This window comes from Gelidibacter japonicus, assembly GCF_010725055.1.
Classification (GTDB): domain Bacteria; phylum Bacteroidota; class Bacteroidia; order Flavobacteriales; family Flavobacteriaceae; genus Gelidibacter; species Gelidibacter japonicus.
Genome location: NZ_BJKB01000005.1, coordinates 125,969 through 146,429 on the forward strand (window position 1 = coordinate 125,969; position 20,461 = coordinate 146,429).

The 20,461-nt window shown below is 37.5% G+C and carries 20 protein-coding genes and 1 riboswitch; of the genes, 9 read left to right on the plus strand and 11 right to left on the minus strand.

Features of this window, described 5'->3' with window-relative positions:
• Positions 1-33: 33 nt before the first annotated feature.
• The 3 genes from G6N06_RS07090 to G6N06_RS07100 all read right to left on the minus strand — a co-directional run bounded on the left by G6N06_RS07090 (position 34) and on the right by G6N06_RS07100 (position 3,302).
• A complete protein-coding gene (locus G6N06_RS07090; RefSeq protein WP_163515371.1) occupies positions 34-597 on the minus strand; it encodes a DUF4256 domain-containing protein in 564 nt (187 codons plus the stop codon).
• A 200-nt stretch (positions 598-797) separates the two neighbouring features.
• Positions 798-1,535, minus strand: coding sequence for a phosphatase PAP2 family protein (locus G6N06_RS07095; protein WP_163515372.1), 738 nt, complete (start codon positions 1,533-1,535; stop codon positions 798-800).
• Between the two features lie 129 nt (positions 1,536-1,664).
• Positions 1,665-3,302, minus strand: coding sequence for an ABC-F family ATP-binding cassette domain-containing protein (locus G6N06_RS07100; protein ID WP_163515373.1), 1,638 nt, complete (start codon positions 3,300-3,302; stop codon positions 1,665-1,667).
• Positions 3,303-3,488: 186 nt separating this feature from the next.
• Between G6N06_RS07100 and egtB the strand changes: the two genes are divergently transcribed.
• Both egtB and G6N06_RS07110 read left to right on the plus strand, forming a co-directional pair.
• The gene (gene egtB, locus G6N06_RS07105) at positions 3,489-4,637 is read left to right on the plus strand and encodes an ergothioneine biosynthesis protein EgtB (protein ID WP_163515374.1); all 1,149 of its coding nucleotides are present in this window, start codon (positions 3,489-3,491) and stop codon (positions 4,635-4,637) included.
• A 3-nt stretch (positions 4,638-4,640) separates the two neighbouring features.
• Entirely contained in the window at positions 4,641-5,588 is a 948-nt protein-coding gene (locus G6N06_RS07110; protein ID WP_163515375.1) for an L-histidine N(alpha)-methyltransferase, read from the plus strand.
• Positions 5,589-5,628: 40 nt separating this feature from the next.
• Here the strand turns inward: G6N06_RS07110 and G6N06_RS07115 are convergent, their stop codons facing one another.
• Both G6N06_RS07115 and G6N06_RS07120 read right to left on the minus strand, forming a co-directional pair.
• Positions 5,629-6,867 (minus strand): glycosyltransferase, encoded by a 1,239-nt coding sequence (locus G6N06_RS07115; protein WP_163515376.1) that lies wholly within the window; start codon positions 6,865-6,867, stop codon positions 5,629-5,631.
• Between the two features lie 101 nt (positions 6,868-6,968).
• Positions 6,969-7,442 (minus strand): heme-binding domain-containing protein, encoded by a 474-nt coding sequence (locus tag G6N06_RS07120; RefSeq protein ID WP_163515377.1) that lies wholly within the window; start codon positions 7,440-7,442, stop codon positions 6,969-6,971.
• A 36-nt stretch (positions 7,443-7,478) separates the two neighbouring features.
• On the opposite strand from G6N06_RS07120, the gene G6N06_RS07125 reads away from it, so the two are divergent.
• From G6N06_RS07125 to G6N06_RS07135, 3 genes are all read left to right on the plus strand, one after another.
• Positions 7,479-8,045 (plus strand): adenylosuccinate lyase, encoded by a 567-nt coding sequence (locus G6N06_RS07125; protein WP_163515378.1) that lies wholly within the window; start codon positions 7,479-7,481, stop codon positions 8,043-8,045.
• Positions 8,046-8,320: 275 nt separating this feature from the next.
• Positions 8,321-9,664: an adenylosuccinate lyase gene (gene purB / locus G6N06_RS07130; RefSeq protein ID WP_163515379.1), complete on the plus strand. Its 1,344-nt coding sequence runs from the start codon at positions 8,321-8,323 to the stop codon at positions 9,662-9,664.
• 2 nt (positions 9,665-9,666) lie between these two features.
• Positions 9,667-9,852, plus strand: coding sequence for a hypothetical protein (locus G6N06_RS07135; protein ID WP_163515380.1), 186 nt, complete (start codon positions 9,667-9,669; stop codon positions 9,850-9,852).
• Positions 9,853-10,007: 155 nt separating this feature from the next.
• Here G6N06_RS07135 and G6N06_RS07140 read toward each other — a convergent pair whose 3' ends face one another.
• From G6N06_RS07140 to G6N06_RS07155, 4 genes are read right to left on the minus strand one after another with little or no spacing between them, the layout of a single operon-like run.
• Positions 10,008-10,553: a GFO_1091 family lipoprotein gene (locus G6N06_RS07140; protein WP_163515381.1), complete on the minus strand. Its 546-nt coding sequence runs from the start codon at positions 10,551-10,553 to the stop codon at positions 10,008-10,010.
• A 2-nt stretch (positions 10,554-10,555) separates the two neighbouring features.
• Positions 10,556-11,182, minus strand: coding sequence for a GFO_1090 family protein (locus G6N06_RS07145; RefSeq protein WP_163515382.1), 627 nt, complete (start codon positions 11,180-11,182; stop codon positions 10,556-10,558).
• A 20-nt stretch (positions 11,183-11,202) separates the two neighbouring features.
• Positions 11,203-11,715, minus strand: a complete 513-nt coding sequence (locus tag G6N06_RS07150) for a PG0215 family putative anti-sigma factor (protein ID WP_163515383.1) — start codon at positions 11,713-11,715, stop codon at positions 11,203-11,205.
• Positions 11,702-12,211, minus strand: a complete 510-nt coding sequence (locus G6N06_RS07155) for a GFO_1088 family ECF-type sigma factor (protein ID WP_163515384.1) — start codon at positions 12,209-12,211, stop codon at positions 11,702-11,704. Before G6N06_RS07155 ends, G6N06_RS07150 begins: the two co-directional genes overlap by 14 nt.
• Before the next feature lie 153 nt (positions 12,212-12,364).
• Here G6N06_RS07155 and G6N06_RS07160 point away from each other — a divergent pair, with 153 nt between their 5' ends.
• Positions 12,365-13,840: a GFO_1087 family putative carboxy terminal peptidase gene (locus G6N06_RS07160; protein ID WP_163515385.1), complete on the plus strand. Its 1,476-nt coding sequence runs from the start codon at positions 12,365-12,367 to the stop codon at positions 13,838-13,840.
• A 70-nt stretch (positions 13,841-13,910) separates the two neighbouring features.
• Here the strand turns inward: G6N06_RS07160 and G6N06_RS07165 are convergent, their stop codons facing one another.
• Both G6N06_RS07165 and G6N06_RS07170 read right to left on the minus strand, forming a co-directional pair.
• Positions 13,911-14,969, minus strand: a complete 1,059-nt coding sequence (locus G6N06_RS07165) for a YncE family protein (protein WP_163515386.1) — start codon at positions 14,967-14,969, stop codon at positions 13,911-13,913.
• 3 nt (positions 14,970-14,972) lie between these two features.
• Positions 14,973-16,802 (minus strand): TonB-dependent receptor plug domain-containing protein, encoded by a 1,830-nt coding sequence (locus G6N06_RS07170; RefSeq protein WP_163515387.1) that lies wholly within the window; start codon positions 16,800-16,802, stop codon positions 14,973-14,975.
• Between the two features lie 28 nt (positions 16,803-16,830).
• Positions 16,831-17,026: riboswitch (cobalamin riboswitch) on the minus strand.
• A 117-nt stretch (positions 17,027-17,143) separates the two neighbouring features.
• Between G6N06_RS07170 and G6N06_RS07175 the strand changes: the two genes are divergently transcribed.
• From G6N06_RS07175 to G6N06_RS07185, 3 genes are all read left to right on the plus strand, one after another.
• The gene (locus tag G6N06_RS07175) at positions 17,144-18,289 is read left to right on the plus strand and encodes an ABC transporter substrate-binding protein (protein ID WP_163515388.1); all 1,146 of its coding nucleotides are present in this window, start codon (positions 17,144-17,146) and stop codon (positions 18,287-18,289) included.
• Positions 18,290-18,347: 58 nt separating this feature from the next.
• Positions 18,348-19,358 carry a FecCD family ABC transporter permease gene (locus G6N06_RS07180; RefSeq protein WP_163515389.1) on the plus strand — a complete coding sequence of 337 codons (1,011 nt, stop codon included), beginning with the start codon at positions 18,348-18,350 and terminating at the stop codon, positions 19,356-19,358.
• Positions 19,359-19,694: 336 nt separating this feature from the next.
• Positions 19,695-20,408 carry an ABC transporter ATP-binding protein gene (locus G6N06_RS07185; protein WP_163515583.1) on the plus strand — a complete coding sequence of 238 codons (714 nt, stop codon included), beginning with the start codon at positions 19,695-19,697 and terminating at the stop codon, positions 20,406-20,408.
• Positions 20,409-20,461 lie beyond the last annotated feature (53 nt).

A 20,461-nucleotide genomic window follows, 5' to 3' on the forward strand; every position in this document is an offset into this window, starting at 1 on the left:
GTTGTTTTAGATATTTTAGAGGAATTCCGCGCACTAAATTTTAAGCAAACCCCTAAATCCCCGACCCGCATAGTATGATTGCGCACCATTATGATATATAAAAACGCGGCCAAATCTATAATCGCCAAAAATAGAGCCATCCACTTTACGAATGTCTGAAGGTGTTTTTAACCAACTTGATGTTTTTAAGTCGAAAGGACCAAATTTTTGCAATCTGTGGTAGTCGTCCTCTGTCAAAAGTTCGATACCCATCTGATGAGCCATATCAACCGCTGATGCTTTTGGCGGATGGTTTTTTCTTGATTCCAAGGCTTCGCGGTCATAACATAAGCTTCTTCTTCCTTTTGGACTTTCTTCTGAAAAATCGTAAAAAACGATCTTATCAGCCAAGTCATTCCGTTCCATAACATCAGGTTCACCCCCAGTTCGTTCCATCTCATTGAGTGACCATAGTTTGTGAGGTTGTTTTCTTAAACGCTCTTCAATTGCAGTCCATTTTAAATTAGGATGACGATTTCGATTGGTTTCAAAACGAGTTTTTAAAATCCTGATGAGCCCATCAGATTGGTCTTGGGTCAAGGTGTGTGAGTGTTCCATAATCCAATGCTTTAGAAGAATAACAAAGATAGTTTCAACAAATTAAAACTCAAACTATCTCATCTGTTTTCATCACACAAAAAAAATATTGCAGCGACGTTAACCAAAGCAATTCCAATAAAGACGATCTTCCTTTCGCTCAATACTACTCAATGCTATAATAAAAAGATCAACAACTTACTCAAACGAGGAGATGGAATTTAAACAGTTGGTGTCCTTGGGTCTCTTCTAAAGACTTCAATAAGATCAAAAATAAGAATACAAAAAATCACCCATATAAAACCTGCAATATAGCCACCAGCAATATCGGAGGGAAAGTGTACACCCAGATAAATACGACTAATTCCTATACTCAGAATCAGCATCCCCAAGAGTATGATGATTGGAACTTTCAAAAAGACACTGATTTTGAACCGGTAGAATAGATACATTAAAAAGCCATAAAACGCCATGGCACTCATGGCATGTCCACTGGGATAGCTCAATGTTTCTACAGATACCATATGCTCAATTCCCGGTCTTGCCCGGTCCACAAACCGCTTTAAAATCAAATTGGATATGGCTGAAAGTGCCAAGACCAAAACAATTTGTACCGCATATTTCCAACGCTTATAGACAACTATGGACAATAGGGTAAAGATTCCCAAAACGATGGCATAACCATAGATATCACCAACATGGGTCACAAATATAAAGTATTTGGTAAGCGCAGGTGTACGGTGGGAAATCACAAATTCCGTAATTCTCTGATCATAATCTGCCAGTAAATCTGATTTTAAGGTCTCAGTGAGCTCAACAAATAAATTGATTCCTCCCACTACAACGATAAGCGCAATTACGACCGTGATAATATATGGAAGAGTGACATCGTACTGGTGAAGTTTTTCTCTTAAAAAGGTTCTTAATTTACCAATTAAGAATTTTATAGCTTTTCTCATAGGCATTCTTGTTCAAAATAATTCTCTAAAATATGGATATTGTTGTGGAATTATAGTTCAAAATCTAATTAAAAATTCATGAACAACTGTGCGCAATGAGAAGATTATATAACTGTATCGCGGGAGATATTAGTTTTTTAGATCAATTTCCTTTAGGTTCTCAATTCTATTTCTAACCAAGAAATCGTCAATGGTTTCAAAATGTTCAATGACTCGTTGGTCTTTAAATTCGAATACCTTTTGAGATAGGCCTCGCAAAAAATCCCGGTCGTGAGAGACCAATATCAAGGTGCCGTCAAAGTCCAAAAGCGCTTCTTTTAACACGTCCTTTGATTTTAAATCCAAGTGATTGGTAGGTTCGTCCAGGATCAACAAGTTGACTGGCTCCAACAAGAGTTTTACCATGGCCAATCTTGTTTTTTCTCCACCAGAAAGCACGCTTACTTTTTTGTCAATATCATCGCCTTTAAACATAAACCGACCGAGAATATTCTTGATCTGGGTTCTAATATCACCTTCAGCAACTTCATCTACCGTTTGAAAAATAGTTAAGCCTTCATCCAATAGGGATGCTTGGTTTTGTGCAAAATAGCCTACCTTAACATTGTGGCCCAAATGACACTTTCCTTCCACATCAATTTCACCCATAATGGCTTTGATCATCGTGGACTTCCCTTCACCATTTCGTCCTACAAAAGAAACCTTTTCCCCTCTTGAGATTGACATGTTGGCATTTTTGAATACGATATGATCGCCATAAGATTTTGACAGATCCTTTACCGTTACTGGATAATCGCCTGAGCGTTGTGCCGGCGGAAACCGTAATTTCAAAGCCGATGTATCTATATCGTCAACTTCAATGATCTCCAACTTTTCTAACATCCGTTCTCTGGAATTCACTTGATTAGTTTTAGAGTAAGTGCCTTTAAATCGCTCAATAAAGGCCATATTATCGGCGATAAATCGTTGTTGTTCTTGATAGGCCTTAATTTGGTGTGCCCGACGTTCTTCTCGCAATTGTAAATAGTGGGAATAATTGGCTTTATAATCGTAAATACGCCCCATGGTAACTTCAATTGTCCTATTGGTGATATTGTCAATAAAAGCTTTGTCATGCGAAATCACCATTACGGCATTGGCCTTGTTGATCAAAAAATCCTCAAGCCAGATCACCGATTCAATATCGATATGGTTGGTAGGTTCATCCAGAAGGATAAGATCCGGTTTTTGCAACAGGATTTTAGCCAATTCAATTCGCATTCGGAATCCCCCACTAAACTCGCTGGTCATTCTTGTGAAATCGGCTCGTTTAAAACCTAATCCGATCAATGCTTTTTCAACTTCAGCATCATAATTGACATCTTCCAGAGCATAATATTTTTCACCTAAATCCGATACCTTCTGAATTATCTTCATGTAATCGTCAGAGTCATAATCTGTTCTGGTTTCTAAGGCTGTGTTCAACCGCTCCATTTCATCACGCATTTCAAACACATGGGCAAAAGCTTTGGAAGCCTCCTCAAAAACCGTACAGGCATCTTCAGTGAGTAAATGCTGGGGTAAATAGGCGATAATGGCATCTTTCGGGAAACGTACATGTCCTCTACTCGGTTTTTGCTCACCAGCAATAATCTTCATCATTGTGGATTTACCAGCGCCATTTTTGCCCATTAGGGCTATTTTGTCATTTTCATTAATAGTGAAGGACACCTCACTAAACAAAGTGGTTCCGCCAAATTCTACTGCCAAATTATCGACTGAAATCATAGGTTCAATTTTAACGCTGCAAAACTATACTTTATTTTGGTAACTGTCGTAGTTAATAAATCAAAAAAAGTGTAAGGAATTATAGTTTTCAACCACCTATAAAATGTAACTCTATTGCGAGAAAAGTGTTCCCATTTCATATTTTTATTTCAAAACCATAAAATCCTCAGTATCTTTATCAAAGCCATGAATACACTCACTAAAAAATACATTGAAACCCGCCAACAAACTGTAGCTCTTTGTAAGCCTTTACAGGTGGAAGACTACACTCCACAATCTGCCATTTTCTCAAGTCCTCCAAAGTGGCATATTGCCCATGTCACCTGGTTTTTCGAAGAAATGATTTTAAAAAATCACGTGCCAGATTATAAGGTTTTTAATAAAGATTTCGGCTTTTTATTCAACAGTTATTACAACAGTATTGGTGAACGGATTGAAAGAAACAATAGAGGGTTGTTAACACGTCCAAAAATTGAAACAATTTATGACTTTAGGGCCTATGTCGATAAAGCGATGATTGAATTATTGGAATCGACCTCTGATGAAGACATCATATCCCTGACCATTTTAGGAATCAACCACGAACAGCAACATCAGGAATTATTGGTTTCAGACATCAAATATACCCTATCATTCAATCCTCTGTACCCAAAACTCTACGAGAAAAATTATGTGTCACATTTTAACAATACAGAGGAGTGGTTAACAATTGATGAAGGCATTTATACCATTGGCCATGACAGCAACGATTTTTGTTTTGACAATGAGTTGGGCGTGCATCGCGTGTTTCTGGAGCCGTATGAAATCTCTAGCGGACTCGTAACCTATGGTGATTTTATGGCCTTTATAGATGATGATGGTTATAAAAAACCTGAATATTGGCTGGATGAAGGTTGGTTTTGGATCAATGACAATAAGATAGGATATCCTTTATATTGGAAGAAGGTGAATAACCAATGGCACCATTACACACTATCAGGTTTAGAAACCATAGACAAAAATGCCATATTAACCCATATTTCATTTTATGAAGCGTCGGCATTTGCCCAATGGAAAGGTTGTCGATTGCCAACAGAATTTGAATGGGAAGTTGCTTCAAAACAGCTTAATTGGGGAAGCCATTGGGAATGGACCAATAGCGCCTATCTACCGTATCCAAAATTCAAAACAGCTGAAGGGGCCGTTGGTGAATACAACGGCAAATTTATGATCAATCAAATGGTTTTGAGAGGTGCTTCCAGCGCCACGGCGCCAAACCATAGCCGACACACCTATAGGAATTTCTTCCACCCTCAAGCCCAATGGCAATTTTCAGGAATCAGACTCGCGAGATAAAACATGAACAAAAACTTCCAAAAAGACATCGACCTTGGCTTGAGTGCCTTAAACAAAACATTGCCGTCCAAATATTTCTATGATGAAATTGGTGATGCCCTATTTGTTGAAATCATGAATATGCCAGAATATTATTTGACCAACGCCGAGTTTGATATTTTCAAAAATCAAAATCAACAACTTATCAAAGCACTTAAGCTCGAAAACAACAACTTTTTTGAGCTTGTAGAGCTAGGGGCCGGTGATGGTACAAAAACAAAACAGCTACTGAAAGCTTTGGATGATCAGAATTATAATTTTAAATATGCACCCATTGATATTTCAGAAAATGCACTCATACAATTAAAGGCATCCGTAAACAATGAATTACCAAGAATACAGATCCATCCAAGGCAAGGCGATTATTTTAATGTGTTGGCCGATTTAAAAACTTCGGCACACCCAATAATCGTATTGTTCTTAGGTTCGAATATTGGAAACCTAACCGATGCAAGAGCCAAAGAGTTTATTCAAAAACTTGATGATAATCTAAAAACTGGTGATAAGGTAGTATTGGGCGTGGACTTGATAAAACCGAAATCTGTTGTTTTGCCCGCTTATAATGACGCCCAAGGCATCACCAAACGCTTTAATCTCAATTTATTAACGCGAATTAACAAAGAGTTGGGTGCCGATTTTGATATTGACACCTTTGAGCATCAACCGGAATACAATGAAGAAGAAGGCATTGCCAGAAGCTTTCTGGTAAGTACCAAAGATCAAATCGTTTCGATAAAAAGTTTAGACAAGGCGTTTACGTTTAAAAAGGGCGAAAAAATCCACATGGAAACCAGCAGAAAATATAACGACCTTATTTTGAATGGGATTTTAGATGGGTCTTCACTAAAAATTAGCGATCGATTGACCGATTCACAACAACTTTTTGCGGACTATATTTTGGAGAAACGTTGATAAAAACCTTCTAAGTCATATAAAACCTGCCCTTTTGATTTTAACTTCGGCCATTTTTCTCTTCAATCCACTTGCTCATATATTTTGTAGATTGAAGGATATGGTGTAGTAACATTTGCCCGGTGAAGTTATTATCACGATGTTTTTGCAAATGCTTAATGGTGTCTATAATCGTAGAAAACAATCGATCGTGAAAGATTATCTTATTGAACCGTTCGTTGAGAACCTTAAAACCATTGCACTGCCTTTCCTTCCAAATAGATTTGTTTTGATAAAGCAAAACTGCAGCTTCTGCGAATAATTCTGGTGCGTCTTCAATATATCCATTTGGCTCCAAGGTTCCATACATGCCTTCGGCAGCAATTGTAGTCATCATACAAGGCGTCCCATTTTTCATGGCATCAACCAACTTGCCTTTTAGTCCTGCACCAAAACGCAGTGGTGCTAAACATACTCTGGAGTTTGCCATGACTTCATTAACATCCGATGCAAAACCTTTGATCAAAAACCCATTCTTGACATCATGTAACTGGTTCACCTTTTGCGAGGCGTAGGCCCCATAAATATGCAATTCAATATTGGGAAGTTTCTCTCTGATCAAAGGCCAAACAGTTTCCTTCAGATACAAGATGGAATTATAATTCGGCTCGTGCAAAAAGTTACCGATGCTTATAAAATGTTTACGATTATCGAATTCAGGAAGTCCAGAAATCTCCTGAGCAGCAACTGCATCGAGTTGAAATGGCAGATAAATGAGTAAGTTGTCAGGGATCTTAAATTCATTGTTCAAGATATCCATTTCCACTTCCGAAATGATCAATGATAAATCACAACGGTAAATACTTGCCATCTCACGTTTTGCAAAATCATTAAAAAGATAAGATGCATCAAACGTCTTTCCGTCCTTAAAAGCTTGCTGTCTCCCTTTTCTCAAAGAGTGCAAATCTTCAGTATCAAGGATTCTCAATGCTTCTGGACAGTGCTCCACCACACGCCAACCAAATTGTTCCTCGGTCATAAATCGATCAAAAAGCACAACATCTGGATTAAAGCTTTTTACAAAATGATCAAAACTAGACTGGTTCATCTCTATATTGGCTTGAACTATGCCAATTGCCGACAAGTCAAAAGCATTGTCGCTTTTGGCACAGGCACTCGCAAAAATGATTTCGTAATCCTCTTTTTGAAAAGCTTCAATAAGTTGCATCATCCTGCTCCCGGCCGCAGAACTTTTGGGTTCTGGCCATACATGACCGATGATGAGTAATTTGTTTTTCATGGAGGTATTTCAGATTTAAATTCCAAACACTTAAATTCCAAACCCCAATGAAACTTCAATCAACTGGAATTTGGAATTTGATATATTTGACTTTAGGGTGTTTATTGTGGTTTTGGCTCTAAACTATATTTGAATCTCACTTTTTTACCCCAATCCATAATTGCGGCTATTTGCGTATCGGTCAATTTGGCTTCAGGATGTGCATAAGTGTAAGATTTTAATGGCATTTCTTTCTTTTCGACCAGTTCAATGAGTTCCTTAAATTTATGATCTTTCTTCTTGGTAGAATAGTCGTCCCATGCAGAAATATTAAATTCCTTCTTCCCTTCAGCAATATGGTCTGCCAACCAGTAGTTAACAGGTGTAATCTTATCATACCATGGATATCGGGTAACAGAACTATGGCAATCAAAACAAGTTTCTTTAAGGATATATACTACATCTTCAGGTGGATTGGTGTCTTCTAAAAAAGATTCAAATGATGACACTTCCCCTTGATTTTTTTCAGGCCCAAAAAATTGCGCCACAGCAAATAGCACCAATAATATCAAAAGTATCTTTTTTAAATTTTTCATTTTGATTAATTTTAGGCTTAAAAATAATAAAAACGAGTGACTACCGAGCAACTTTACGCCGAATTAAACCATGTGGACCATTCGCGCGCCAAACGGTTAAAGTATGCTAATTTAATCCTCTCACAACCTGAATTGATCCCAGTCTTATTGAATATTCTCTTTATGGTAGACGATAAAATTTCCTGCAAAGCAGCGTGGGTTTTTGAATTTATATGCAGTGAAAATCTCGAAACCATCATTCCGCATTTAGATCAATTTACAGAAAACATTCATAGCGTACATCTCGATCCAGCCGTCAGACCAGTCGCAAAAGTTTGCGAATATCTGACTAAAGCCTATTACTCAAACTATCAGAATATCTTTCAGAACACTTTGACCAGCACTCATAAGGAAAGAATCATTGAAGCCTGTTTTGATTGGATGATCAATGATGAAAAAATTGCACCAAAAGCCTATTCTATGAATACCCTCTATTTTTTAGGACAAGAATTTGAATGGATCCATCCCGAATTGGCAGTCATTCTGGAACGTGATTTTCAAATGCAAAGTTCGGGTTTCAAGGCTCGAGCGCGGCATATTTTAAAGAAGATAAAGCAATCCTGAAGTTAAAAACACACAGACTAAGCTCAGGGTTTAGTCCCGTTTGAAAATGTCAAAACGACATAAAATCCGATTTCAAATCTACAATCTCTTGACAAACCCACATAATTGGAATACGGATTGGCCTTCCCAGCGGAACAAGCAAGTAAATATTATATGGTAATAAAAACATTTCATAAAACTTATAATCAAACATACTTCGAGCTTCCTGCTCCTAACTTCTAACTTTCTTTACTATCTTTGCAACTTCTTTTTAACTCAACAAAATAACGCAACCAATGTCATTATCATCTTTAAACGCTATTTCTCCCATTGATGGAAGATATAGAAACAAAGTCAATAGCTTAGCCAATTATTTTTCAGAAGAAGCACTCATTAAATATAGGGTTCAGGTTGAAATCGATTATTTTATTGCCTTATGCGAAATACCGTTGCCTCAACTTAAAGATTTTGATAGTTCCAAATTCGACGATCTAAGAGCAATCTATACACAATTCTCGACGGAAGATGCACTTGCCATTAAAGCCATTGAAAAGGTAACCAACCACGATGTTAAGGCGGTTGAATATTTTATTAAAGAGAAATTTGATGCGCTAAATCTACATGCGTACAAAGAATTTATCCATTTTGGCCTGACTTCACAGGATATCAACAACACGGCAGTTCCGCTAAGTATAAAGGAGGCCATGAACGATGTTTACGTCCCAGAATATCTGAAGGTGATCAAAAAGCTAAAAGAGCTTTCTAAAGAATGGGCAAACATTCCAATGTTAGCGCGTACGCACGGGCAACCGGCATCGCCAACACGTTTAGGAAAAGAAATTGAGGTATTTGTAGTGCGTTTGGAGGAGCAGTTCAATTTATTGAATGACATCCCGAGTGCCGCAAAATTTGGTGGAGCTACAGGAAATTTCAATGCACATAAAGTGGCTTATCCTACTATTGATTGGAAAGCATTTGGAACACAATTTGTTCAAGGGAAATTAGGTTTACAACACTCCTTCCCTACTACACAGATTGAACATTATGACCATATGGCAGCGTTATTTGATAATTTAAAGCGCATCAATACTATCCTCATAGATTTAGACAGAGATATGTGGGCTTATGTGTCTATGGATTATTTTAAACAAAAAATAAAAGAAGGCGAAGTTGGCAGTAGTGCCATGCCACACAAAGTCAACCCTATCGATTTTGAAAATAGCGAAGGTAATCTAGGAATCGCCAATGCCATATTTGAACATTTGTCGGCAAAATTACCTATATCACGTTTACAGCGAGATTTAACAGATAGCACCGTATTGAGAAACGTCGGTGTTCCTTTCGGACATACATTAATTGGATTGAAGAGCACGATGACAGGATTGGGCAAATTGGTGTTGAATGAACCGAAATTCCAGGAAGACCTTGAAAATAATTGGGCCGTTGTTGCAGAAGCCATCCAAACGATTTTAAGAAGAGAGGCCTATCCCAACCCTTATGAAGCATTAAAGGGATTGACCCGGACCAATACCAAAATTGATCAAAAATCAATTTCGGATTTCATTAATACTTTAGAGGTATCAGAGGCCATCAAAACAGAATTGAAACAAATCACACCAAGCAATTACACAGGTATTTAAAGATGAACCAAATTGACTTTATCGGACGCATTCTTTCAGGAGCTGTTGGCATTGGTTTTTTAATTGCCGGTATTTTTGACGTGCTCGATTACTTTATAGTGAAGTTTTTATTGTTCGGAACTTTCATTTTTCTTGTGCTCTATATGTTTATTAGATTATATGAAAACGAAAATCACCCAGAACCTTAATCGTTCCTGGGTGATTTTCAATATTGAAAACACATTGTTTTCCAGCAGTGGGTTTAAATACCCTAACTTGCCTTGATTAAAAAGACAATTTTTTGTTCCTTCCTCATAGCATAGGTTTGCTTGCCCGTACCGTTTCTGAGGGTCTTGATTACTGGTTATTTGAAAAACTCAGTAAACTGACTGAGTTGTGAATCGCTAATATTTGCTTTGTCCAATGCAGATGCCAAAGTCATGATTTTATTTGGGTTCATGTCATTTCCCAAGATCCTTACAATGGCAAACCCCCTGTTATCGATATTTCCAAATAGGATGAACTCCTCAACATCATCCTCATCGCCCAAAATCTTGATGCTGAAGGTCCCATCTTCAGGATTACCCCCACGCATCAGCTCTTCGTATTTAGGATTGTCTAAAATAGTTTTCACTTTTGCCATTTCCTCTGCATATTGCATCGTATTGTCAGGGGTAACTTTATAAGCCAACATATTCAATTTTTGGATGGATTTATAAGCGTCCTTTTGGTCTTGGGTCAACTGTTCCTTATCAAGGTTCAACATACTTAAAGGTACATCTATCGAAAGAAAGTTGGGCTGCTCCTGATTGTCAACGTAATAACGTTGTAATGATGGCCCTTGATCGCAACTGTAAAGCGTTGCGACCAAGAGGATCATTCCTGTTAGATTTTTGATTAATGATTTCATAATTATTGTTTTTTACCTTTTCCGGCCTTTTCAAGATGCTCTCCGCCAGGAACATTCATTTTACTCGTGATTTTGGATATCTCTCTCAAATCTACATCACCAATAATGGAGACCAAGATCGTTTCAATCTCTCTCTTTTCACCATTGATTTCAATGTTGGCGTCTTTGGTCAATTCTTTCAATCCACTAATAAACATTAATAGCTCTTTGACATGGTTTTCATCACGTCCTTCCTTGACGTAAAACTTTACCGTTTGGCCACCATCTTTAAAACGCATCAATTCATCCAATTTTGAGCTGCTAATATACTTCTCGGTATCGGCCGATAAACTTGAAGAAATATTTGAATCGCCAGTACTTAGTACTTTGATACTCTGGATTTTTTTGACCATATCCAAAAAGCCTTGGGCTTCCGGATCATCAAGATCCACATCAATAGTGGCAATCATTTTAAACATTTTTTGACTGATCACTCCGGACGTCACGCCCTTCATGGATTCATATTTATCAAAAAAGCTCTGTCCAAAGGATAGCATTGGCGCAATTAAAATGGCCAATAAAACAACTGCTTTTTTGCTCACGTCTCTCTTCTTTTGGAGATATATGCGAAGGTTTTTTAAATTTCTCATAATTTCTTTATTTAATCAGGTTACTTGTTTTTAATTATTCTGTTTGTTGCTTTGTTAAATTCTTTAATATGGATCAGGTTTTCAGCACCTTCGTTCAACTTGGAGGACACTAAAGTTAAAGCTCCTAAATTGTTCGAACCTTTATTGAGTTTAGAAGACACTAAGTTAAAGACCTCCATGGTTTGGTTGTATGCCATTAATTGCTCGTGGCTCAAATCATCCAAAGTTGTTTTCTGATTCATTTGGCTCACTTGAAAATAAGCACCCAACATAAGAACCGCTACGGCTGCGACTGAAATCCACTGGTACACTTTTGTACGTTTAGTCCCGACCGCTTTTGGGAGTAATGGAACGTCTTTGGTAAACTGTTCTTCTTTTGCATGCGAAACGTATTGAAACAAGAGCTTATAAGACTCTAAATGTTCTGGCACATCTTCTTCGGCAAAAAAAGCTCTTATTTCTGCTTCTTCAGCTAAACTTGTTTCAGCATTATCGTATTTTTCTAAAAGTTGTTCTATATTAATTAAGCCCATAGCTGTGTTTTTTAGTCAATTTTTCTCGTATTGTTTTTCTTGCCCTCGATAAGGCAACTCTTACTGCTGTTTCATTCATTTCCAAAACCTTTGCAATCTCATCAAAATCATACTCTTCGATATCTCTGAGCTGCACAATTATCTTTTGCTGTTCTGGCAACTCCTCCATAATCTTAGAAACCCAGTCCACACTATCATTGAGTTCCACTTGCTTTTGCAAAGAGACGTTATGATCCTGATAATTGCTGTGGACAATTTTTAAGTTCTGCGCCTGTTTTGATTTTAATCGGTCCAAACACAAATTCTTGGCCATGGTCATTGAATAAGCTTCCACATTTTTATAATCTTCGATTTTCTCATTGTTGTTCCATAATCTTATTAAGATCTCTTGCGTGGCATCTTCAGCTTCCTCTTTAGAGACCAAAAGCCGTTTGGCAAGTCTATAGACTTTATCCTTAAAAGGCAGTACCAATTTTACAAAATCACTTTGTGTCATTATGGTTAGTTTTATAACAGATGAGTTAAACCTGTTTCTATTCTTACGACGAAAGACTTTCAGTTTTGTTACAAATATTTTTGATTTTACAATAATGTAAGTAAATTTCGAGTTAAATTACCGACCAATTAATTGATAATAAAAAAAAGTCCCATGAAAATTTTAAAATTTGCCCTTTTTGCCCTGGTTGTATTTAGCTTAAACGTGAGCTGTTCTAAAGATAAGGATGATGAAGTCCCGCCTCCAGCAGTCGTCAAGAATGAAATCAATGATTTTATCTGGACAGCTATGAACTTTGCTTATCTCTATAAGGCAGATATTCCAAATTTAGCAGACAATCGGTTTGCTACCGATGAAGCTTATACAAATTATATAAACGGATATTCCGTACCTGAAGAGTTTTTCGAAAGTTTAATTTATCAAAGAGAAGTCGTTGATCGTTTTAGTTTTATAACATCCGACTATGTTGCTTTGGAGCAGCAATTTCAGGGAGTATTTAAAAGCAATGGTCTAGAGTCCAATTACTATTATCAGCCAGGCAGCAACAGTAAGGTGTTCGGAGTTATTAGATTGGTGTTGAACGACAGCGAAGCAAGTGCCGCTGGCCTGAAACGTGGACAGGTTTTTAATGCGATAGATGGAGTTCCAATGACTGTGGACAACTTTAATACGCTCTTAAATCAAGAAACTTACACATTAAATTTTGCCACCTACAACGACAACGGTACATCTACTCCCGATGATGATTTCTTGGAATCAACATCTGAGACCGCTACATTGACCAAAAAACCTTATACCGAGAATCCTGTACATACCACCAAAGTACTGGACATCAATGGTTCGAAAATTGGATATTTAATGTACACTAGTTTTACTAGTAATTTTGATCCTCAGTTAAATGAAGCTTTTGGGGAATTTAAAACTGAAGGCGTTCAACATTTGGTTTTAGATTTAAGATACAATGGTGGTGGATCAGTCAATACCGCATCGCTTTTGGCAAGTATGATCACCGGTCAATTTAATGGTCAGGTTTTTTCCAAGCTTGTTTGGAATGAAAATTTGCAATCAGAAAACACCTCATACACATTCAAGAGCAGTGCACCTGGCGGCGTTGGCACCATTAATTCCCTTAATCTAGATAAAGTCTATGTTTTGACAACAAGCAGAACAGCTTCTGCCAGTGAGTTGATTATCAACGGCCTGTCTGCATATATTGATGTGATTCAAATTGGGGATAGAACTACAGGGAAATCCCAAGCTTCGGTGACCTTATATGACTCGGACAACTTTTCCAAACAAAACGCAAATCCAAGCCATAAATACGCCATTCAACCCTTAGTGGCCGTTTCTGTTAATAAAGATGATGAGCGCGTACCTCCTAACGGATTTTTGAGTGATATGGAGCAATTTAGGATGAGAGAAGCCGTGAACAATCTTGGTATTTTGGGTGATGCCAGCGAACCATTTCTGGCAAAAGCAATAGCTAACATTACCGGAAGTGGACGACCATTTCCAACGGTTGATCAGAATCTGATTCCTTTAAAAGATCATGTTGATACGAAATTGTTAGATAATGAAATGTATATCGATATCCTGGACCATCTGCCAGCATTTCAAAATCTGAGATAAAACCATAAACCAATAAAAAAAGCCGCTGAAATAGCGGCTTTTTTTATTGAATATAGGATTGAAATTATGATTAATCGTTAAAATAAATTCCGCTTGGAATAATTCCCACTTCTTTCGAGTGTTTTAGTGCATTAGTTTCTAAATCAAAACTTTGTAGCGTCCCATTTGAAGTATAGTCACCTGCGTCTACACCGTACAAGACATTATTATGAATGGCCATATAATTAAAATTGACAACTTCAATTTCTGGTGTTGTTGGCAACTCTTCGCTTCCAACTGCTAACTTATAAACTCCTCCATTTAGAGTATAATAAAGCGATTCTCCGTAAGTCAAATTAGATGGGTGCTCATTATCGTCAAACCCAAAAGTTGCTGAAACGGTGTTAGAGCTCGTGTTGATAACATCCAATTGACCGCCTGTTTCATTTTCTGTCCACGCTGGAATTCCTCCAGATAACACATATAAGGATCCTTGGTTATCAAAAACCATTGAATTAGGCACATCGCCAACAGTAATCGTTTCTACCTCATCAGAGTTGGGTTTAATGACTGATATAATATTATTTTGTCCATAGCCACCTTGGTGTGCTACATAAATAGATGTTCCGTTTGTAACAATTCTTTCAGGACCTTCTTCTACTGGAATTGTGCTGGATACGGTATTGGTTTCTAAATTGATAACCGCAACGAAGTCATCTTCCGGATTTGACCCATCGCCCCAGTTGGTGACATAGCCCTTTCCCGATAAAAAAGTGATATATCGCGGATTGCTTAATCCTGAATCTATGGTTGCTACCGATTGAAACGTATATCGATTGACCACTTCAATCTTTTGCGAATTATTGACCACGATGTAAGCCAAATCATCATAAAAGCCAATACTTTGAGCAGTATCTCCTAACAACGTACCGTTTACATTGAAAAACACCTTTTGTTCAGTATAAGAAAAGTCGTCCGATACATAAGTTACAGAGCCATTACCTTGGCCAAAATTTCCTTCGTTTGTAATCAACATGCCATCTTCATAAGCGCCCTGTGGTTCTTGTTGATGGTTATCATCATCACTACTACAAGAGAATGACAAAACGAGCAATGATAATGCTAATACTAAATTGTTTTTAATTTTCATAGTTTAAAATTTGAGAGTTAATTGTAATTGATAATTTCGATTGGGCATTGGACGCAACGCCACATTTTCATAGGTGGTATTATAAAGGTTATTGATAGTAAACTGTAAAATGGAATGGACATTTTTGGAGATTGTATAATTATAGGAAAGTCCCAAATTACCTACATCATACCCATCCAATTGCCCCCCAATAATGTTGACTTCTCCATTAAATAAATGTTGATAGAAGACTTCCATAGCTTTAAAACTGTAGCCGAAGTTTAAATTGGCTTTATGTAACGGCACATAAATAAGCTGCTTGGCATTGGCATCATTTTCAGAAACCGTATAGGAATAACCCGAATTCATATTAAAATGATGATTTCCGATAGTATGTTTAAGAAAAAGTTCCAATTCGCCACCATAACTCGTGACCTTATTAATATTTTGTGGACGAAATAATCCGGTGTTATCCGGCACCCATTGGATCATATCCTTGGTGGTGATATAGTAGGCGTTCAATTTTAGAGCGATGAATTTGGATGAGAATTCCTGTCCCAAATCCACTTGATAAGAGGACTCAGGAAGCAAATCCAAATTACCGCCAGGATTCCAATACAGATCATTAAAAGTGGGTACCCTAAAATTTTTCGAGCCATTTAATTTGAGCGCATAGCTTTCACTAAAACGATATTCGCCATCTACAGAAAACACCATCGGACTTGTAAAATCTGATGTAAAGTCCTTTCTAATGCTCAATCCGTAAATCAGAGGTTCAGAAACCTGATGTCGCCACAATGCGGTTGCGGAAAATGCATTTCTATTCGGATTTGCAAAATCATCGCCGTTTCCTGAATATTTGGCAAACTCAATGATGGTTCGCAAATCAATAGTTTCAGTCAGTTTGATATTGAGATTGTGATTTCCTATAAAACTCTGGACCCGCCCAAAAGAAAAGTGTTCTGCATCCTTATTCTCAAAGTATTTAAATTCTTCAAGAAGATGCACCACCTTCACTTTTGAGGTGTACTGTTTATGAAAATAGCCCCATTCCAACATCGACCTGTAATTGGTATCTTCATATTTACTTTTTGATGGTGCCAGGAGCGTTCCTGAAAAATTACGATCGCCCAAAAAACTTTGGTGGTATAACTTTAAAACATGATGATCATTAAGCAGATAGCCAGCATTGAGATTAAAGCTTAAATTATCGTATTGACCATTTTTATTGGTTTTATCGGTGCCCAAATACTTGTAATCATTTTCTGAATCGACATAAGCAATTCCTGCATTCACCGACCAATTATTTGAACCTGTAGAAAGTCCGTAATTTGCCCGCTTGGTATCAAAACTGCCATAGCTCATTCTGACCGTATGATCGGTGTGTTTCATAAAGGACAAGGTGTTGCTCAAATGCACACTCCCTCCTATGGCACCACTGCCGTATTGCACACTGCCACCACCGCTGCGGATTTCAACAGCCTCATAATTTGAGGTGTTGATGGTATTAAAATCGACTTGTCCGTTTAGTTGGGAATTGATATTAATGCCATTCCAAACCACGGCGGTCTGTGAAGCGTTCGTGCCTCTAAAAGATGGCGATGACACCATGCCATAACCATTTTCCTTAAAGTAGATATTTGAATTGTAGCGAAGCAAATCGGTCAATGACCACGGACTTTTTGTTAAAACAAAATCTTTTAACACCGTTACCTTAAAGCCGGATGCGTAGCGTTTCAACTTCACATCGCTCAAGATGACTTCGTCCAATTTCTGGATGGAATCCAACTGCGCCTGGACAACATTAAAGTTGCCAATACCCAAAACTAATAAAATATAAAGTAGTCGTTTCATAATCTAAAGGCTCTTTACCCGAAAGCCGTTTTAAATGATGAAATTGGCAGGTCTCCTGACTTGCGTCTTCATGTTTGCCTTCCCATTTCGCTAATCGAAACAGTGACTTGAAGTGTAACATGAAGCTTTATAGCTTACAGTTGCGGGAACAGTTTTGGATTTTAACCAAATTCCCTTTTAATTGACATAGATTATTATATCAAACCAAATTCGGTGCAAAAATAATCATTTTAATTGGATAAAGGCCGAAGGCTTAAAATGTTTTTATTCCAGAATCTTCCCGACAGGCAAGTCTCCTATTTCAGTTAATAATCTTACTTTTGAAGTAAAAAATTAAGATTTTGAAGAAAATATCTCTTTTATTACTGTTTTTAATCTTTGTTAACTGTAAAGAAGACAAAGGATTACATCAAAAATCGCAAGCATCAGACAAAGAAATCACATCACTTTCTTATGCTCAAGGATTTTCCATAGAAAACCATCAGGATTTTAAGGTTTTGGAAATCAAGAACCCATGGCCTAAATCGGATAAAACCTATCGTTATGCGCTAGTCAGTAAAGAGATGGCTCCCAAAATCACATTAAATAAGGATGAATTTGATGCGATCTTAATCACTCCGATCCAAAAAATTGTAGTCACCTCCACTACTCACATTCCCGCTTTGGAATTACTAAACGCAGAAAACACCTTGATTGGTTTTCCTGACACGAATTTTATCTCTTCAGAAAAAACAAGAGCTTTAATAGATCAAGGGTTGGTGAGGGAATTGGGTAAAAACGAAAGTATCAACACCGAAGTATTATTGGAACTCAGGCCAGAATTGGTCATTGGTTTTGGAATTGATGGCAACAACAAAACTTTTGACAACATACAAAAAGCAGGTATCTCAGTCATCTATAATGGCGATTGGGTGGAGAAATCGCCTTTGGCCAAAGCCGAATGGATCAAGTTTTTCGGTGTGCTTTACAATAAAGAAAAAGAAGCTGATTCGATTTTTAAGAACATTGAAACCAATTATTTGGACGCCAAAAAGATTGCTCAAAATGTGACCCAAAGGCCGACAGTATTAAGTGGGGCTATGTACAAGGATATTTGGTATTTACCAAGTGGTACCAGCTCTGAAGCTATTTTGTTAAAAGATGCCAATGCCAATTATTTGTGGAGTGACACCACAGACAAAGGCAGCCTATCACTCAATTTTGAGGTTGTTTTTGACAAGGCCAAAGAAGCCGAGATTTGGATTAGCCCTTCTTATTATTCTAGTTTGGAGGCTATCGAAAAAGCTAGTCCCCATTACACCAAGTTTAGAGCATTCCAAAACAAATCGGTCTACTCCTTTGTCAATACCACAGGAAAAACAGGAGGCGTTACCTATTTTGAAATGGGTATGTCACGACCTGATTTGGTTTTAAAGGATTTAATTAAAATTGCCCATCCTGAACTATTAAACGACTATGAGCCTCATTTTTTTGAGCGTTTAAAATAAAAAATAAAATAATTATTCAGACCTGACAGGTTTTAGAAACCTGTCAGGTCTTGAACACATGGAAAAAAAATATACATATCCATTCCTGATACTGATAGCGCTGCTCATCATCTGTTTTTTCGTGAACATTAGTTTGGGATCTGTCTCCATTCCTACAAAGGAAATTTTCAATAGTCTGATCGGTAAAGCCGATAATTACATCATTCAAAATTACCGTTTGCCAAAAGCCTTTACGGCAATTTTGGTCGGATCCGGATTAGGAATCTCAGGCTTGTTGATGCAAACGCTATTTAGAAATCCGTTGGCAGGACCATTTGTTTTGGGTATTAGTTCCGGAGCAAGCTTAGGTGTTGCATTGGTTATTTTGGGTTCAGGTTTTTTTGGCGGTGTTTTTACCACGCTGCTGATCTCCAAATGGAGCGTCGTGATTGCTGCAAGTTTAGGTAGTTTTTTAGTACTATTGGCGGTAATGATCGTATCTTCCAGAGTACGGGACACTATGGCTATCCTTATTATAGGATTGATGTTTGGGAGTATCACCGCTGCCGTGGTTAGTGTCCTTTCTTATTTTAGTTCCGCAGAACAACTTCAACAGTATGTTTTTTGGGGATTTGGTAGTTTGGGTAATCTTTCATGGAGCGAGCTTTTTATTTTCTTTTTAATCTATCTAACAGGAGTTTTGATGACCATTGTTTCAATAAAAGGCTTGAACACCCTGTTATTAGGTGAAAATTATGCTAAAAGCATGGGATTAAATTTAAAACGAAGTAGGCTCGTTATCATCATCGCTACAAGTTTATTGGCAGGGACGATCACAGCTTTTGCAGGGCCGATAGCCTTTATTGGACTCGCCATTCCGCATATGACACGTCAAATTTTTCATACTTCAAACCATAAAACCCTTTTGCCTGCCGTATTTTTATTTGGTGCCATAGTAATGCTTATTTGTGATAGTATTGCACAATTGCCAACAAGCGATTATACACTACCTATTAATGCCATAACCTCATTGGTTGGTGCGCCAGTGGTGATATGGTTGTTGGTGAGAAAGCGAAAGATGTTATTTTAGACGGTCAGATTAGGGATTAGGCATGAGGGATTAGGGGATTAGTAGGCGTTGAGAGGTGAGAGTGAAAGGTAAAAGTTCAGTGAAATTTAGATTTTAAAAGAAAAAGCAATAATAATGAGTATCTTCTATTCAAGATAGAATATCGAAGTTTTGAACATTAAATTCAGACAACAGAAAACAGATAACAGATAACAGATAACAGAATATAGAATATAGAATATAGAATATAGAATATAGAAATTTGAAAAGATAACACACGTGATTACAGCACAACCACATATCGTCCTTGAAACCAAAAACCTATCCATTGGTTATGCTTCCAAAAAGGGAGTTTCTATGGTAGCAGATGCGATTAATATCGTGTTGGAAAAAGGGCAATTGGTAGGTTTAGTGGGTGCCAATGGCATTGGGAAATCCACACTATTACGGACTTTGACCAATGTCCAAAAACCTTTATCGGGTGAGATTTACATCAATTCCAAATCGGTTTTGGATTATGAGCCGGTTGAACTGGCACAACAATTAAGTTTAGTGTTGACCGAGCAGATTGCATCAAAAAACCTTTCCGTTTTTGAATTGGTAGCTTTAGGTCGGCAACCGTACACCAATTGGATGGGAAATTTATCTCAGGAAGATATTACCATCACCAATAAAGCGCTGGCTCAGACCAATATTGAAGCTTTAAAAACTAAAAAATGCTTCGAATTAAGTGATGGTCAACTGCAAAAAGTCATGATTGCACGTGCTTTGGCCCAAGATACCGACTTGATAATTCTTGATGAGCCAACCACCCATCTTGATATGTATCACAAAGCATATATTTTAAAGCTGGTTAAGAAGTTAGCGAAAGATACCGGTAAAACTATTTTATTTTCTTCGCACGAAATTGATTTGGCCATTCAATTATGCGATTCCATGATTGTGATGAAGGAAAACGAAGTGGTTTCTGGCCAACCGTGCCACCTTATTTCGAATGGCACCTTCAATTCTTTATTTCCTAAAGATCTGATTGCTTTTGATGAAAACACGGGAGCGTTTAGAGTCAATTAGTAGTTTTCGGTCGGCAGTATGCAGTATTGAGTTGACAGTTTGACATTAATTAT